The sequence below is a fragment of the Aeromonas sp. 95A genome, from assembly GCF_051919235.1.
In the GTDB taxonomy this organism is placed as follows: Bacteria; Pseudomonadota; Gammaproteobacteria; order Enterobacterales; family Aeromonadaceae; genus Aeromonas; species Aeromonas veronii.
In genome coordinates, this window is record NZ_JBQBFC010000001.1 from 1,401,134 (window position 1) to 1,415,069 (window position 13,936).

A 13,936-nucleotide genomic window follows, 5' to 3' on the forward strand; every position below is an offset into this window, starting at 1 on the left:
AAGAGGTCTAACCAGTCCTATTTTATTAAAGTTTCAGCTGCAAGTGCAAAAAAATCTCGGCGTACACCTGTACCAAGGCGGAAGTAACTACTTAGACCATGTAAACCAGCACGATCTGCCAATGAGGAAATCGATTGCCAAAGATGCCGCCAGCAGGGGAAATTCATCGGGGTCGTTATGAAAAAAGGCCCTCGTCGGGCCTTGTGGTGGGGAGTCAGCGCGCGCTCGACCAGCCGCGACGCAATCCCTCTTCATCCAGGAAGGACCAGGCGAGGATCCGGCTCACCTTGTTGCCCTGTGCCATGTCGATCACCCGTACCTGACGCGCCCCCACCCGGCTCAACGCCTTTTTCGCCCCCGGCAGGTTCTCTTTTTTCGACACCAGCGAGCTGAACCAGAGACACTGAGTGGCAAACTCCTTGCTCTGGGCAATCATGTTGGCCAGAAACGCCGCCTCGCCCCCTTCGCACCAGAGCTCTGCCTTCTGGCCGCCAAAATTAAGCACAGGAGCGCCTGTCACCTCCTTGCCCAGATTGCGCAGCTTGCGCTCCGTCCCCTTGCTCGCCTCCTCCAGCGACGCATGGAACGGTGGATTGCACAGCGTCAGGGCGAAGCGATCCTTCGGCCCTATGATGTCGCGAAACACATGGTTGGGGTTACCCTGCAGACGACACTCAATCTGGTTGCCGAGTCCGTTGCTCCTGGCCAGCAGGGTGGCCGCCTTGACCGAGACCGGATCGATATCCGATCCCACAAAACGCCAGCCATATTCGCGGCAGCCGAGCAGCGGATAGATGCAGTTTGCCCCCACCCCGATATCCAGCACCCTCACCCCCTTGCCGGTAGGGAGCTGGCCTGCGCTCTCGGTCAGCAGGTCGGCCGCCCAGTGCAGGTAGTCCACCCGTCCCGGGATAGGCGGGCAGAGGTAACCGGCAGGCAAGTCCCAGTGGGCAATCCCGTAGTGATGGGCCAGCAGGGCGCGATTGAGGGTCTTCACTGCATCGGGATCGGCAAAATCGATGGTGCGGGTGCCGTAGTCATTGATAAATACGTGGGCAGCCAACTCGGGAGTTCGCAGGCAAAGCGCCTCAAAGTCGTAACCCGCCTGATGGCGATTACGGGAGTGAAGTCCGGATTTACGGTCGCCCGACTTGGGGCCACCGGCTGATGGGATGCGGGGTTTCATGCTGAGCCTGCCGAAGAAAACGGGCCCACACTATAGTGATTTGACTCGGGAAAGTCTAAACGACGGCAATAAAAAACCGGGCTATCGAGCCCGGTTCAAGTGAGGTTGGAAAAACAGTCCGTACTGCGAGCCGTTTGTCCAGCCTGACTCAGATATCGATCCGGCGAGCTTGCCAGAACTTGTTGCGCCAATATTGGCTATCCAACTTGGAACGCGTCACACCGGCTCGAGTCGAGGCGTGGATGAATTCACCATTGCCGACATAGATACCAACGTGGTTGAGACGACGATTGATTTTGAAGAAGACCAAGTCACCCTCGACCAGATCCTGCTTGGAAACGCGCGTCCCTTCATGGACTTGGGAGCGGGTATCGCGGGGTAATTCGATACCGACGGCATTGCGGAACACTTCACGGGCAAAGGCGGAACAGTCGATACCGCGCTGGCTGCTGCCACCCATACGGTACGGAACACCACGCCACTCTTTATATACAGTCAGGATTTCATTCACATCGGGTGTCTGGGAAGCTTCTGGTTCGATGACAGGTTCAACCATGGAAACTTCGATCTTGCTCGCGACCTCGGGTTGGGGTGCCGAGGCACAACCCACCATTCCGAGCGCGACCAGCAGTAGCATCAGGTGGCGCAATCCTTTATCCCCGCTAAATAGTAAATCTTGTTAAAATACGGCCCCAAAGGGCAATTTATAAGGCAACAGCACCCGACTATATCCAAGAATTCTATCGAGGCAAGTGAAAATCCCTATCAAGCTCACATTTTTGCAAGGAAATGCACGATTTTTCATAATTAATGTGATCATGCCCAAACAATATACAATCGCAAAAAGAGCTTTGGGCCTCATAGATAACTGGCTTTTATCCCTGCTTCAGCACCTTTTTAAAGTGAAAAATCATGATCGAAACCGATCTTTTTTTGTTAAAACCGGCCAGGGTATGCCAGGAACTGCTTGCTCAATTGCCTGAATGGCTGTCAACCGATGAGCAACATATCTGGCAAGCCATGACCCATCCTGAACGGCGTCAGGAATATCTGGTGAGCCGCTCCCTGCTGCGCCAGCTATTGGCCGAGCGGCTGCAACAACCCGCCGCCAGTCTGCAATTTTGCAACGGTCCCCACGGCAAGCCCCGACTGCATGATGATGCTTGGCAGTTCAATCTGAGCCACAGTGGCAGCTGGCTGGTGTTGGCGCTCTGCCCGCAGGGGCCGCTTGGGGTGGATATCGAACTGGGCAAACGGCGGCATCATCCCCTCCCCCTGGCCCGCCGGTTTTATGCACAGAGTGAATATGAGTGGCTCTGCGCACTGCCTGCCCAAGAGCAGGAGAGCGCCTTCTACCGGCTCTGGTCACGCAAGGAGGCGGTACTGAAAGCCCACGGTGGCGGCATAGCGGCGGGACTGGAGAAGGTACGATTTATCCCGGAGGAAGGATGGCGACTCGACAACCGGCTCGATGACACCCCTTATCAGGTACAGGATTGGCCCTTTGCCAGCGGCTGGCTCAGTCTCGCGGCGACGGCAGCACCCGTGACCTTTTACCAGCTGGATGAGCGCTTGAATTGCCACTCGCTTAACCCCATGTTACTCAACACCCTTTCTGAAGAGTCCAACCCATGATCGTCGACATTACTCCCCAGAATTTTCACGCTGAACTTATCGATGCGTCCATGAAGAAGCCGGTCGTCATCTATTTCCATGCTCCGCAGATGCCGGAGTGCCAGGGGATGACACCGTTGATTGAATCACTGGTTGGGCCCGCCAATGAGCAGGTCACCCTGGCCAAGGTGGATATGAACGATCCCCAGCTGCAGCCGCTGGCCAGTCAGCTCGGCCTGCGCGCCCTGCCCGCATTGGTGCTGTTCCATCAGGGTCGCCCTGACGAACAGGGGATCATCGAAGGACCGCAGGATGAAGCCACCCTGCGCCAGTATTTCGCCGCCTTCGCCCCCAAAGAAGAGGAAGAGTTGCTGGCCAAGGGGCAACAAGCACTGGCTGACGGGCAGCCCAGCATCGCTTATGCCCATCTGACCAAGGCACACCAGCTGGCTCCTGAACGTCACGACATCAGCCTGTGGCTCATTCAAGCTGCGCTCGACCTCAACCTGCTGGATGAAGCGCAGGAGCGCCTCGGCACCATCCCGATGGCGGCGCAGGATGGCCACTTCCATACCCTGAGCTCACGACTGGCGCTGGCCCTGCAAGCGGCAGACAGCCCGGAGCTGCGCGCGCTGGAAGCCCGCCATGCAGAACAGCCTGATGATTTTGCCCTGACTCAGGAGCTGGCGGTGCAATACAACCAGGCAGGCCGTCAGGAAGAGGCGTTGGGACTGCTGCTGGAGATCCTCAAGCGGGATTTGGCATTCGGCGATGCCAGAAAGACCTATCTCGATATTCTGGCGACCATGGGCAGCACACCGGCGGCACAGAGCTACCGTCGCAAACTCTATAGTCTGCTCTACTGATCGGAATCGAACTGGCTGGTAATGATGGGGGAGTGCCGGGAGACCGGCATGACCTCATGGGTCAAGTACGAAGAAGGTACTGTGGGAATAAAGTGCTGTGGGAATAGTGGAAATACGGTGAATTTCAGGCAAAAAAAAATGGCGCAAAACTGCGCCATTTTTTTCGCATGGATTACTTCTTGTAGGAAGTAGCCATGTTGTCGATGCGCTGGTTAGCACGCATAGCTTCTTGCTTGGCTTCGGCAACATCAGCAGCGATTTTGGACTGATCAGCACGAACTGCGCTAACATCTTGAGCCAGTTGGTCAACTTTGTTAGACAGATTCTGAACGGAAGTTTCCAGTTCGCTGGTGTTTGCACAACCGCCCAGCAGAGCGGACAGACCAACAACACCTACCAACAACAATTTTTTCATTTTTAAAGCTCCCTTGAACTCGCCAGACGTTTAGCAAGCGGCGTGATTATGGCACAAAAAAATCCTACTTTGCATAGTCCCCACCACAGATAAATGCATTAAAACCCTCATTTTTTTTTGAATGAACAGTTTTTGTCCAGATTCGTCTAAAAAATGAGTGCCGTGTGGTGGAGGCACGGACAAAGGTTAACCAAATTTTTGCCTTATTACAATTTCGTATGAGGCTCAGGCTGTACGTTCTGACAACAATTGACGATATTGCACCAGATCCTCGATGGTCAGCACCGGCATCTGGTGCTTGCGACCGAATGCAACAAGGTCTGGCAGACGCGCCATCGAGCCATCTTCTTTGGTCAATTCACACAACACACCAAACGGTTTGAGGCCAGCCAGCTGCATCAGATCGACCGTCGCTTCGGTATGACCCCGGCGGGTAAGCACCCCACCGGTTCGCGCCCGCAGCGGGAAAACATGACCCGGGCGGTGCAGATCGCCCGGTTTGGCGCCGTCTGCGATGGCTGCACGGATGGTGGTGATGCGATCAGCCGCCGAGACACCGGTCGTGACCCCCTGCGCCGCTTCGATGGTCACGGTAAAGGCGGTCTGGTAGTGACTGGAGTTGGCCTCCACCATCATCGGCAGTTCCAGCTGGCGAACCCGCTCATCGGGCAGGCAGAGACAGACGATGCCGGAGCACTCGCGGATCATCAGCGCCATCTGTTCATTGGTCATTGATTCAGCAGCGAAAATGAGGTCGCCCTCGTTCTCCCGATCTTCATCGTCGGCCACCAGCACGCCGCCTCCGGCACGCAAGGCAGACAGGGCCGCTTCGACACGGGCAACGGGATCACCGAATTCACTGAGTAGAGACTGATTCATGGTAAAACTCCTAAACAAGACAAGGACCAGAATCAGGGCATGGAAAGGCAGACAGGGACGGGCATGCAGCGGCCAGCCCACAAGGGCCAACACGGCAAGGTCTGTCTTATCCTCTTTCATCCGGACTATGACCGTCGGCTCCGGCATCTCACCGGATCTGCTGACCCCGACCTGGCAATCAGCCGGGTCGGGCGCTCGCGGGCTCCCCGAGTCAATCGGGATACCGCCGGTGGGGAATTGCACCCCGCCCTGAGAATAAGCGCAGACAGCCTAAAGAAAAACGGTTGCAGATACCAGCCAAAATCCCCCGCAGGCTGAAAAGCGTTTCAACATTGCGCCCGGGATCCCGCTCTGCGGCCCGCTCGCCAGCGCGAGAGGCTATGACTGGCGAATTTCTTTATGGCGCGGATCGGTTTATGGCATAGTTCCCGAAATAAAAAACAAGGCCCGAAAAGAGAGCCTGAACAACGCTGCCGGCGCAGACAGCAGCGCCAACACCACAAACGGAAAATGACAGAGATGGAAAAGAAAATACTGCTCACGGATTGCCCGGATGCCAAAGGGCTCATCGCCAAGATCACCAACATCTGCTACAAGCACCAGCTCAACATCATCAAGAACGATGAGTTTGTGGATCACGAGAATGGCCGCTTCTTTATGCGTACCGAACTGGAGGGGCGCTTCAACGACGAGACCCTGCTGGCCGACCTCGATGATGCCCTGCCCATCGGCGCCCAGCGCCGTCTGGTCAAGGCAGGCAAGAAGCGCATCGTCATCCTGGTGACCAAAGAGACCCACTGCCTCGGCGATATTCTGATGAAGAACTACGCGGGCGCGCTGGATATGGATATCGTTGCGGTGATCGGCAACTACGATACCCTGGCCGAGCTCACCGGCAAGTTCGATATCCCATTCCACACCGTCAGTCACGAGGATCTGAGCCGGACCGAACATGAAGAGCAGGTACGCGCCATCATCGACAGCTATGAGCCTGACTATGTGATCCTGGCCAAGTACATGCGGGTGCTGACCCCGAGCTTCGTCGAGGCCTATCCGCGCAAGATCCTCAACATCCACCACTCCTTCCTGCCCGCCTTCATCGGTGCCCGCCCCTACCGGCAGGCGTTTGATCGCGGCGTCAAGCTGATCGGCGCCACCGCCCACTTCGTGACCGACGATCTGGATGAAGGCCCCATCGTCGAACAGGACGTGATCCACGTCGGTCACGCCTTCAGTGCGGACGACATGGCCAAGGCGGGCCGGGATGTAGAGAAATCGGTGCTGAGCCGCGCGCTGGAGCTGGTACTGAACGAGCGGGTGTTCGTCTACGGCAACAAGACGGTGGTCTTCAAGTAATTCGCCCACACGACTCGTATGCAAACGCCAGAAACAACAACGGCTCCCGCGGGAGCCGTTGTTGTTTTTGCGCCAAATATCAGAGCGGCAGATCGTTTACCGTCACCGCGCCCTTCTCCAGCTTCAGCTCGGAGGTCAGCGCTTGCTTGTCGGCCTTCAGATAACCCATCAGGGTCAGCTGATCGAGCATGGGGGCCAGTTGCGGCACCGCCTTGCCCAGCTTGTCGCTGAGGCTGGCATGCAGCACGCCGGAGAGGGCCTGCATCCCCGCGTCGCTGTTGAACAGCTGCTCCAGCGAGGTGGAGGCCAGCTTCACGTCCCCCTTCATGGTCACCGCCTCACCGTTGAGCTTGGCGCTGAGATCGGCCAGCTCCAGGGTCGCACCACGTTTGAGCATCTTGTCCAGCGCCTGCTGGATGGCGGCATCTTCAACTCCCTTGCCACCGGCTGCCTGCAGCCCCTGATACCCTTCCAGATCCAGACCGTTGAGGTTGAGCGCCAACTTGCTGTCGGTCACCGCCAGGGTGTCGGTCTCGTTCTCCAGATCCAGCTTGGCAATTTTCATCTGATAGCTGCTGGAGAGGGTCTGGGCATCATCACCAGTCAGCTGAGTCTCGGTAGTCATCCCCTGCAGGGCAACCTTGACGCTGTCAGGCAGTTGTACCGTGAGGGCCGAGAGGGTCATCTCGCTCTGGGGCGAGAGGAGCACACCGCTGATCTCGGCAATGTCGGCACTCCCTTTCAGATCGGCCAGCACCAAGTCCATCTTGCTCTGCTCTTCATGGACCGTCATCCCCTGCCAGGTCATGGTGAGGTGACCATTCCCCTCCAGATTGCCGTGGAACTCGCCGCTCAGGGGCAGGAAGCTGAACTCGTCCAGCCCCTGTTTGATCTTGAATTCATTGGCCCAGAAACGGCTGCTGTTACCCTGGGTCCAGAGACTGGTGACCGACTCCAGACCGAGTTCCCACTGCTCCATGCCCAGTGCAGTGAAAACCGGCGCTAGCGTGCCGTTATGGGTATCGAGCAGGAAGTGGCTCTTGATGTAGAGCGGCAGGATCTGGCTCTTGACCACCAGTTGCAACTCGATAGGCTGACTGCCCTCCAGCTCGCTGTCGATGGCAGCCAGCTCCTCCGGCGTCACCACGACCTTCAGGATCCCGTCACGGGTGAAGAGGTTGCTGCTACCCGGCAGCCACTGCATGTCGAGCCCGCTCTCTTTCTCCACCTTGGCGATCTGCTCCGCCATGATGTTGTCGAAGCTGTTGCCCGTGTACCAACACGCAGCCAGACCACCACCTACCAGTGCCGCACCCACGGCGAGGGCCACTATCTTTTTCATATATCCATGTGTCTCCAGGGAGTTGTCACTGCACTCTACGGGGCGGACTCGGGGCTAGGCAAGTCCAATCAGATGGCGAGTCCACTTTCTTGCGGCTCGCCACAACATCACAGCAAGGGGCTGAAGAGATAGAAGATGTTCTCCATCGCCTTCTTGTACCAGGGGCGGGCCTGCCATTGGGCCAGGGTCATCGGGGTGGCTTCCGCCATATAGCCCTGTACCAGCCGGGTCATCTGGGCCACGAACGAGGGGTTGTCCACCAACAGGGTCACCTCGAAGTTGAGCCAGAGGCTGCGCCGATCCAGATTGACCGTCCCCACCAGAGCGAAGTCATCATCCACCAGCACGCTCTTGGTATGGAGCAGACCGGCATCGTAGCGGTAGATCTCCACCCCGGCCGCCAGCAGTTCCTCCATAAAGGCGTTGCAGGCGTAATTGGCCATGATGGAGTCGTTGCGTGCCGGCAACACCAGCTGCACCTGCACTCCGCGCGCCGCTGCCGAACTGAGTGCGGCCGCCAGCGGATCGTCGGGTACAAAGTAAGGGGTCGTCAGCACCAGATGGCTGCGCGCCTGATAGATGGCCAGCAGCAGGCTCTGCTGGATGCAGTCGCCGCCGACGAAGGGACCGGACGGGATCAGCTGGGCGCGGTAGTTGGTCTGGGGCCAGGCTTCCGGCTCATGCTGCAGACTGTCGAGCAGCCGCTCGCCGGTCTCCATCTCCCAATCCCAGACGAAGATCGACCACATCAGCGGCACCATGGGGCCCTGCACCCGGATCATGATGTCGACCCACTGGCCGACCCCGGCATCCTGCTTGAAGAAACGGGGATCCACCATGTTCATGGAGCCGGTGTAACCCACCCTGTCATCGATCACCACCAGCTTGCGGTGCATCCGCAGATCCTGACGCTGGAACAGAATGCGCCAGGCGCCGACCGGCAGCACCTCCACCAGCTTGACCCCCGCCTTGCGCAGCTTTTTGGGCCAGTGGGAGCGGAAGAACTGTTTACTGCCCACCGAATCGAGCAGCAAGCGACAATCCACGCCGCGTTGCGCCACTTCAATCAGCGCCTCGCACACCTCGTCGGCATCGCCGCCCGGATGCCAGATGTAGAACTCCAGATAGCAGGAGAGGGTCGAGCGACGGATATCCTGGGCAATCTCGCGCAAGATCCAGTCCGGCTTGTTGAGCAAGGTCATACGGTTGCCGGAGAGCATCGGCATGGCGAGCCGTCCCTGGATCAGATCGTGCAGCGGCTGTGCCTTGGCGCCCACTTCGCAGCAGTGCTGCGGGAACAGACGGGCCAGTTGGCGGATCCAGATAGCGTAAGGGCGATACATGGCCTGGGCGCGCTCGGCACGGCGGCGCCCCAGCTTTATTTCACCAAACAGCACATAGAAGCCCACCCCGGCAAACGGAATGGCATAGATCAGCGCCAGCCAGGCCAGCGACACCCCGATGGGACGGCGTTTCATCACCACCCGAAACGACACACCGGTGACAATCACGGTATGAAAAAGCAGTAGCAGCCAACCCAGAAAACGGGAAAACAGCAGTTGAAGATCGTGTTCCAGACCGTTAAACAACGGGGACTCCTTCTAATCGACAAACAGCGCGGTGGGCAGACCCCAACCGGCCGGGATGGTATGCTGTAAGGCAAATCCATTCTATCAGGTCGCACGCATGATCCTGCAATCTATGCTGCTCAGCCTGGCCATGCTAGGCCAAGGCTCATATGACATCAATGAGCAACAGATAAACCAGTACCTGCAATCTCAGGTGCAAGTCGACAAACAGCTGGAGCTGCCGGGCATCATCAAGGCCCATGTGACGCTTGAGCAGAGCGATGTCCAGATCGGTCGCCAACGCCCCGATACCGCCCGGGTCTATGGCAAGGGCAAGCTCAAAATCGCCCTGCCAGACAATACCGAATATGACGCCCGCCTGCAGATGACCTATGAGGCGAGACCCCGCTATGACAAGAGCCAGAGCGCCCTGTTTCTCGATAACATGAAGCTGGTGGCGTACAAGCTGGAGCCGGAGGCGGCCGAGAAGAAGTTCGGGCTGATGCTCAACATGCTGCTGCAGAGCATGGAGAAGCGGCTCGAGACCAAACCGGTCTACAAACTCAATGACAAGGATCCGGATCAGGCCTGGCTGAAGGAGAATCTGCTGGGGCTGGAGCTGTCACCGGGCAAGATCCACCTGCTGACCAAACCGCGCTAAACCGCTCAATTCAGGAGGGGCTGGGTGGTATCCCGTACCAGCAGCGCCACCTGATAACCCTGCTGCTGCTGCCGCTCGTAGAGGGAGAAAAGCGACCCGCTCAATTGATTGAGGGGCATATCGGCAAACCCGGCCTTGAGATAGAAAGGCTTCTCGAAGGGCAGCGCCTGACAGACCACAGGTTTGTCCAACAGACCGTGACAGGCGTGCTGCAGCAGCCGTGACCCCAATCCCAGCGACTGGTAGTGGGGCAACAGGCGAAAGCCGCACAGATGGTAAAACTCCTCCTCGTCCCGCAACCGAACCGCCCCCACCAGCCAGTGAGCATCACGTACGACAAAGATCCGCTCGGCCAGATCCGGCACATAGTGGGAAAACGTCGTCTCGTAATAGTCCCTGATAAGGGAAAGGTCGGCGTCGCAGTACTCTTCGAAAGTGAGTTCCATCGCCAGCTTGCTTGTCACAGACAAATCCTTTGATAATCAGTTATTAGTGCCAGATACGGTGCGCTAATCCGACCACATGACGCCAGCACGATAGCATGCCTTTCGTCAACAAAAAAGCGGACGTCGTGGGCAGCTTGCTTACCCGGTGGAAGAGGCAATTACCCACCGCCTGACGGCCAAAACCGTGCTTTATGATGACAATCCTTTATTGCGGCGGATACTTTGATCCCGGTCACCGAATCGGATCATTTGCCCCCTGTTGGCCGCTTGTTCTGCCCTCATCATGATGCTTTACTCAACATGGTCATCACAAGAAGGAGTATCAGGGTTGAAAGCATGGATGCTGGCAGGCCATATGTTGTTGATCCCCCTGAGCGGATGGAGCCAGACTCCCCCTCCCGCGGAGGTGATCTTCCTGACCGCCGCTCCCTCCCCCTTGCGTCCGAGCAAAGATGCCACTCCCGCCTCACAACCCGACACCGCTCAAACGACGGCAGTCGCCACCAACGGCAAGAAGCAGATCCAGGTCTATAAATCGGTGCAACAAAACGGGGTGGTTCGCTACTCCGACATGGCGCCCGAACAGGGCCATTACGAGCTGCTGCTGTTCAACGACTGCTTCGCCTGCGACCCCAAATCCAGCGTCAACTGGCAAACTACAGGGCTGTTTCTCTATGACTATGCCAGCACCATCAAGGCAGCAGCAAAGACCTATCAGGTTGAGCCTGCGCTGATCCGGGCGCTGATCCATGCGGAATCCGCTTTCAATCCGCTTGCGGTCTCCCGCAAGGGGGCGATGGGGCTGACCCAGCTGATGCCAGCCACGGCGCGGGAGTTGGGGGTCGGCAATGCCTTGCTGGCAGAGCAGAATATCTTCGGCGGGGTGAAATACCTGGCGGGACTGCTCAAGCAGTATGATGGCAACGTGGCGCTGGCGACCGCGGCCTACAATGCCGGCGCGGGCGCCGTACAAAAACATGGCGGTATCCCGCCCTATGCGGAAACCCGTGCCTATGTGGAGCGTGTCCAGCTCCTCCACCTGCGCTACAAAGAGATGCTGCAGGCCAAAGGGCTCTGAGGTTAGCCTCGGTTAATGCTCTTTTCTCGCCCCTCCAGAAACAAAAAACACGCCCGCAGGCGTGTCGATACCACACTTTGTTTCGCAAATGATTACTTCTGCTCAGTCGCCACCAGGCGATAAGCCAGCGCACCCAGAATGGCACCGACAATCGGGGCAACCCAGAACAGCCATAGCTGGCTGATGGCCCAGTCACCGACAAACAGCGCAACACCGGTACTGCGGGCCGGGTTGACCGAGGTATTGGTCACCGGAATGCTGACGAGGTGGATCAGGGTCAGGCACAGACCGATGGCGATCGGCGCGAAACCGGCAGGCGCACGGCTATCGGTGGCGCCCATGATGACGAACAGGAAGAAACCGGTCATCACCACTTCACACACCAGTGCGGCAGTCAGACTGTAACCACCCGGAGAGTGCTCACCGTAGCCGTTGGAAGCAAAACCGGCAGAGAGATCAAACCCGGCCTGACCGCTGGCAATTACGTAAAGCACGGCAGCAGCGGCAATGCCACCCAACACTTGCGCCACGATATAAGGCAGTACACCGGATGCCGGAAAACGACCTCCCGCCCACAGACCAATGGTCACGGCCGGATTGAGGTGGCAACCGGAGATATGACCGATGGCAAACGCCATGGTCAGCACGGTCAGACCGAAAGCCAGCGAGACCCCCAGCAGACCAATCCCGACGTGAGGGAAGGCTGCAGCCAGCACGGCACTGCCGCACCCGCCCAATACCAGCCAGAAAGTGCCCATAAACTCAGCAGCAACAGGTTTCACATTATTTCTCCCATTTGAGATAACACCGAACAAGACCCGAGAAGGGCCCATGCTTGAACAAGCGCAGCATTATGGGAGTGTGAGTCCAGATTGCGAACCCTGCAGGCGGGGCTCACTCAATGTGACATTCGTCACAATTAGTTGATTAGATAAGGGATTTATCATTAAGACAGCTGGCTGCACATCTCATACCCAAGGGCGTCATGCGACAACTTGTGACACCGTTTAGCTCGAGTGCTCATCCCTTGAACGATATAAACGGAGGCGTGGTCAGTCTCCTGCAGGGGCAAAACGGCTGACAACCTGCCCCTGATGCTCAATCCACTCCATAAACATGGCGACGGGTCGGGCATAGACCTGACCATCCTGCTCGGATTGATAAATGACCAGCTGCTCCTGGGTTTCGGTATGCAGAGCCAGGGCAAGCACTTGATAGTAACCCCCCTTGAAGTGGCGATAGCGGCCTGGAACCTCAGAGATCCCCTCATTTTTAGAGACTCAAATAATTCCAAGTGTGCGGGTATATAAGCGGTGTTGCTTCAGGTAGTAGATAAATTTATCCATCAACAAGACCGCATTGGCTTCTTTCATTTTAGGTAACAACTGGTAATAGATGACCCCTTGCCGAAAGAACGAATAGGTTCGGCTCTTGCTGGTATTGACCTTGATCGTTCTCTCAGACCGACACTGTCTCCAGCCTTACCCAGCAGCGTCAGCAAGACGATGGCCAGGGCACTGAATAAAAACAGTCGGTCGCGCCGGACCGGATTACTGATGTGCACATCTCCCATACCCATGCCGAATTTGTAATCTTTGATATCACGAAAACTGGTCTCGATACCCCAGCGCTGGCCGTATAGTTGCAACGCCTTGGCGGCGCTCAGGTCGGTCCGGTTACTGGCCAGAAACCACGCGTCTTTCATGCCACTCTTATGACAACAATAGACCCGTTCGACAGGCTGTCGCTGCCCAGTTAGCTCCACCGCTTTGAGGGTTCGGGTGCGCCCGGTCGGCGTTAGCCAGTCCCGAGCTGGAACCTGCTCTACACCAGGGTAACCAACCAAAACATTTCCTTTAAATCTAATGAGATAAGCAAAGCCTAGCTCTTGCTCCAGGCGTTCGAACAGCTCCATGTAACCAAAGCCGCGGTCAGCTACTACCGTCACGAAGATACCCTCTGGCAACGTCTGCTTGAGCTTGGTGAGCAGCTCTTTCTCATGGGCATTGCGTTGCCCTTTGAGCAACGATTTCCGATGGGTTTTCCACAGCAGCGGAGTACTGCGACCGTGGTTGGTTTGCAGGCTGATAACCAAGGTACTGTGATCATCGGCATCGAATTCGGTCCAGTCCATGGAGACTACGATCTCGGTACGTTCACCGACCACATAGGGCACCCAATCGTCAAAGAGGCTCCAGACATTGAGCTTGGTGTTAGTGAGCAGGCGATCCACCTGTTTAACCGCATGTTTACGTTCGAGACCGTTGGCCAAGGAGAGGCCACTACCGATGGCGTGGATGGCCAGTGAACCTGACTCGATAACCCCGAGGGTAGCATTGGCGAGGGAAAGAACACGCTTAGCATGCATGTCCTGTCCAAATATATCGTCGATGTGGTTGAGGATTAGTTCGTGGTTAAACATGGGGATAGTCTGTTGGGTATTAGCTGGTCAAGGATGGCGATCATACCTCAGAAGCCGCGCCACGCCTCGCTCATATGAGGGGATGGTTAAGGCCTGGAACGGG

General features: G+C 57.2%; 14 protein-coding genes, 1 pseudogene and 1 riboswitch. Of the genes and pseudogenes, 5 read left to right on the forward strand and 10 right to left on the reverse strand.

The features are described 5' to 3' along the window. Positions 1 to 214: 214 nt before the first annotated feature. A complete protein-coding gene (gene rlmF, locus ACTG2U_RS06070; RefSeq protein ID WP_219595327.1) occupies positions 215 to 1,186 on the reverse strand; it encodes a 23S rRNA (adenine(1618)-N(6))-methyltransferase RlmF in 972 nt (323 codons plus the stop codon). 148 nt (positions 1,187 to 1,334) lie between these two features. Next, the gene (locus ACTG2U_RS06075; RefSeq protein ID WP_005334331.1) at positions 1,335 to 1,823 is read right to left on the reverse strand and encodes a C40 family peptidase; all 489 of its coding nucleotides are present in this window, start codon (positions 1,821 to 1,823) and stop codon (positions 1,335 to 1,337) included. A 275-nt stretch (positions 1,824 to 2,098) separates the two neighbouring features. Between ACTG2U_RS06075 and ACTG2U_RS06080 the strand changes: the two genes are divergently transcribed. Together ACTG2U_RS06080 and ACTG2U_RS06085 are read left to right on the forward strand one after the other, a co-directional pair. Then, a complete protein-coding gene (locus ACTG2U_RS06080; RefSeq protein WP_439974208.1) occupies positions 2,099 to 2,821 on the forward strand; it encodes a 4'-phosphopantetheinyl transferase family protein in 723 nt (240 codons plus the stop codon). Then, a complete protein-coding gene (locus ACTG2U_RS06085; RefSeq protein WP_270659723.1) occupies positions 2,818 to 3,666 on the forward strand; it encodes a tetratricopeptide repeat protein in 849 nt (282 codons plus the stop codon). The genes ACTG2U_RS06080 and ACTG2U_RS06085 overlap by 4 nt, the downstream gene beginning before the upstream one ends. A gap of 172 nt (positions 3,667 to 3,838) precedes the next feature. Here ACTG2U_RS06085 and ACTG2U_RS06090 read toward each other — a convergent pair whose 3' ends face one another. Both ACTG2U_RS06090 and ribB read right to left on the reverse strand, forming a co-directional pair. Beyond that, positions 3,839 to 4,081 carry an Lpp/OprI family alanine-zipper lipoprotein gene (locus ACTG2U_RS06090; RefSeq protein WP_005334342.1) on the reverse strand — a complete coding sequence of 81 codons (243 nt, stop codon included), beginning with the start codon at positions 4,079 to 4,081 and terminating at the stop codon, positions 3,839 to 3,841. Between the two features lie 225 nt (positions 4,082 to 4,306). Further along, complete coding sequence (gene ribB / locus ACTG2U_RS06095) at positions 4,307 to 4,960, reverse strand: 3,4-dihydroxy-2-butanone-4-phosphate synthase (RefSeq protein ID WP_005334344.1); 654 nt, start codon at positions 4,958 to 4,960, stop codon at positions 4,307 to 4,309. Positions 4,961 to 5,064: 104 nt separating this feature from the next. After that, positions 5,065 to 5,221: riboswitch (FMN riboswitch) on the reverse strand. Positions 5,222 to 5,479: 258 nt separating this feature from the next. Here ribB and purU point away from each other — a divergent pair. Continuing rightward, positions 5,480 to 6,316 (forward strand): formyltetrahydrofolate deformylase, encoded by an 837-nt coding sequence (gene purU / locus ACTG2U_RS06100; protein WP_158109399.1) that lies wholly within the window; start codon positions 5,480 to 5,482, stop codon positions 6,314 to 6,316. Between the two features lie 79 nt (positions 6,317 to 6,395). Here the strand turns inward: purU and ACTG2U_RS06105 are convergent, their stop codons facing one another. Both ACTG2U_RS06105 and cls read right to left on the reverse strand, forming a co-directional pair. Further along, on the reverse strand, positions 6,396 to 7,658 hold the full coding sequence (locus ACTG2U_RS06105; protein WP_115522920.1) for a DUF945 family protein: 1,263 nt from the start codon (positions 7,656 to 7,658) through the stop codon (positions 6,396 to 6,398). A gap of 107 nt (positions 7,659 to 7,765) precedes the next feature. Then, positions 7,766 to 9,247 (reverse strand): cardiolipin synthase, encoded by a 1,482-nt coding sequence (gene cls, locus ACTG2U_RS06110; RefSeq protein ID WP_005361740.1) that lies wholly within the window; start codon positions 9,245 to 9,247, stop codon positions 7,766 to 7,768. A gap of 97 nt (positions 9,248 to 9,344) precedes the next feature. On the opposite strand from cls, the gene ACTG2U_RS06115 reads away from it, so the two are divergent. After that, positions 9,345 to 9,887, forward strand: coding sequence for a DUF1439 domain-containing protein (locus tag ACTG2U_RS06115; protein ID WP_167572999.1), 543 nt, complete (start codon positions 9,345 to 9,347; stop codon positions 9,885 to 9,887). Between the two features lie 5 nt (positions 9,888 to 9,892). On the opposite strand, the gene ACTG2U_RS06120 is transcribed toward ACTG2U_RS06115, so the two are convergent. Further along, positions 9,893 to 10,333, reverse strand: a complete 441-nt coding sequence (locus tag ACTG2U_RS06120; protein WP_159164746.1) for a GNAT family N-acetyltransferase — start codon at positions 10,331 to 10,333, stop codon at positions 9,893 to 9,895. A gap of 328 nt (positions 10,334 to 10,661) precedes the next feature. On the opposite strand from ACTG2U_RS06120, the gene ACTG2U_RS06125 reads away from it, so the two are divergent. Continuing rightward, positions 10,662 to 11,411, forward strand: coding sequence for a lytic transglycosylase domain-containing protein (locus ACTG2U_RS06125; protein ID WP_021229320.1), 750 nt, complete (start codon positions 10,662 to 10,664; stop codon positions 11,409 to 11,411). A gap of 92 nt (positions 11,412 to 11,503) precedes the next feature. On the opposite strand, the gene aqpZ is transcribed toward ACTG2U_RS06125, so the two are convergent. The 3 genes and pseudogenes from aqpZ to ACTG2U_RS06140 form a co-directional block, all read right to left on the reverse strand. Continuing rightward, positions 11,504 to 12,193, reverse strand: coding sequence for an aquaporin Z (gene aqpZ, locus ACTG2U_RS06130; RefSeq protein WP_323875223.1), 690 nt, complete (start codon positions 12,191 to 12,193; stop codon positions 11,504 to 11,506). Positions 12,194 to 12,463: 270 nt separating this feature from the next. After that, complete coding sequence (locus tag ACTG2U_RS06135) at positions 12,464 to 12,673, reverse strand: DUF1653 domain-containing protein (RefSeq protein WP_439975109.1); 210 nt, start codon at positions 12,671 to 12,673, stop codon at positions 12,464 to 12,466. An 18-nt stretch (positions 12,674 to 12,691) separates the two neighbouring features. Further along, positions 12,692 to 13,833: pseudogene (locus ACTG2U_RS06140) on the reverse strand (IS4-like element ISAs18 family transposase). Positions 13,834 to 13,936 lie beyond the last annotated feature (103 nt).